Source organism: Paenibacillus alba (assembly GCF_013204855.1).
GTDB classification, from domain to species: Bacteria; Bacillota; Bacilli; order Paenibacillales; family NBRC-103111; genus Paenibacillus_E; species Paenibacillus_E alba.
On the sequence record NZ_JABMKZ010000083.1, the window covers coordinates 1 to 2,481 of the forward strand.

The window sequence follows — 2,481 nt, forward strand, 5'->3', positions numbered from 1 at the left end:
CAGGAATCGTGTCACAGAGCACGACAGCAACGAGTGGATCCTGGGTAGTGACAACAGCATTGGCAAACAACCAGACATATCAAGTGAAAGTGAGACAGAAAGATTCGGCAACATGGTCCAACTGGACGACGGTAGGATGGCTGAAAACTGTAGTGGAAATTACAAACACTTCTAGAGTATCCGCAGGCACTAGTTTTAGTATCGCAGTGCAAAACGATGGAATGATGCAAGCATGGGGGGATGGTTCTGTTGGTCAGCTGGGAGATGGTTTGAAGAATCAAGAAACGACCAGTGTACAGGTGCTTAACCTAAGTGATGTAGCTAGTGCACAAGCAGGAACAAGCCACGTGGTGGCCTTGAAAAAGGATGGTACGGTCTGGACATGGGGTTACAATGGATCCAGTCAGTTAGGGGACGCAAGCTCGACGAATCAGTTGTTACCAATGCAGGTAATAAGGGGGTTGAGCGATATTCAGATGGTAGCAGCCGGTGACAGTCATACGGTAGCACTGAAAAATGATGGTACCGTTTGGGCGTGGGGCCTCAATAACTGGGGACAAATTGGCATAGGTACTATAGGTATTGAAGGTGTTCCAAAACAAGTATGGTACATCAGTGGGGTGTCGGCGGTGGCGGCTGGGAGCCTTCATACGCTAGCACTGAAAAGCGATGGTACGGTCTGGGCGTGGGGCTCCAATGACAGTGGAGAACTCGGTAATGGTTCGAAGCAAACAGCATACGTACCGACTCAAATAAGCGGGTTGAGTGGTGTGAAGCAGATTTATGCAAAAGGAAGCACGAATTTTGCAATTAAGGCGGATGGCACGGTCTGGGCATGGGGTTCCAACAATGTAGGACAATTAGGTAACGGAAGTACGGTGAATGTGCCAACACCAGTACAGATTGGCATTAATAATGTGGCAAGCATAGCACCTGGGGGCAGCCACACGCTTGCAGTGAAAAATGATGGCACGGTCTGGGCATGGGGCTCTAACAATGTGGGACAAATAGGTAACGGAAGCATAATCAACGTGTCTACACCAGTGCAAGTGAGTGGGCTTAGTGGAATTACAAGTGCAGCAGCAGCAATGGATGGACATAGTGTGGTGCTGAAGAATGATGGTACGATGTGGTCATGGGGATTAAACACATATGGTCAGTTGGGAGATGGCACGGTTACAAATCGATTGACGGCTGTGCAGGTGCAGAAGAATGTAGCGCCAACAGTAAACTTAACGTGGCCACTAGGCACACAAGTATCTCCGACTGTTGCGACAACTTCTAAACCGACGATAGCATGGAGTCTAAGCGACGCAGCAAATACAGTATTTACGAGTTACCAAGTGCAAGTGTTGGATGCGAGTGGATTGAGTGTAGTAGACTCAGGAATCGTGTCACAGAGTACGACGGCAACGAGTGGATCCTGGGTAGTGACAACGGCATTGGCAAGCAACCAGACATATCAAGTGAAAATGAGACAGAAAGACTCGGCAACATGGTCCAACTGGACGACGGTAGGATGGCTGAAAACTACAGTGGAAATTACAAACACTTCTAGAGTATCCGCAGGCACTAGTTTTAGTATCGCAGTGCAAAACGATGGAATGATGCAAGCATGGGGGGATGGTTCTGTTGGTCAGCTGGGAGATGGTTTGACGAACCGAGAAACGACCAGTGTGCAGGTGCTTAACCTAAGTGATGTAGCTAGTGCACAAGCAGGAGCAAGCCACGTGGTGGCCTTGAAAAAGGATGGTACGGTCTGGACATGGGGTTACAATGGATCCAGTCAGTTAGGGGACGCAAGCTCGACGAATCGCTTGTTACCAGTGCAGGTAATAAGGGGGTTGAGCGATATTCAGATGGTAGCAGCCGGTGACAACCATACGGTGGCACTGAAAAATGATGGTACCGTTTGGGCGTGGGGCCTCAATAACTGCGGACAAATTGGCATAGGCACTACAGGTATTGAAGGTGCTCCAAAACAAGTATGGTACATCAGTGGGGTGTCGGCGGTGGCGGCTGGGAGCCTTCATACGCTAGCACTGAAAAGCGATGGTACGGTCTGGGCGTGGGGCTACAATGGCAGTGGAGAACTCGGTAATGGTTCGAAGCAAACAGCATACGTACCGACTCAAATAAGCGGGTTGAGTGGTGTGAAGCAGATTTATACAAAAGGAAGCACGAATTTTGCAATTAAGGCGGATGGCACGGTCTGGGCATGGGGTTCTAACAATGTAGGACAATTAGGTAACGGAAGTACGGTGAATGTGCCAACACCAGTACAGATTGGCATTAATAATGTGGCAAGCATAGCACCTGGGGGCAGCCACACACTTGCAGTGAAAAACGATGGCACGGTCTGGGCATGGGGCTCTAACAATGTGGGACAAATAGGTAACGGAAGTACAATCAACGTGTCTACACCAGTGCAAGTGAGTGGGCTTAGTGGAATTACAAGTGCAGCAGCAGCAATGGATGGAC

1 protein-coding gene is annotated in these 2,481 nt (G+C 49.3%); it reads left to right on the top strand.

All coding sequences use genetic code 11. From position 1 onward, the window contains the following. On the top strand, window positions 1–2,481 hold a 2,481-nt coding region (locus HQN90_RS37895; RefSeq protein WP_420851119.1), incomplete at both ends, for an RCC1 domain-containing protein.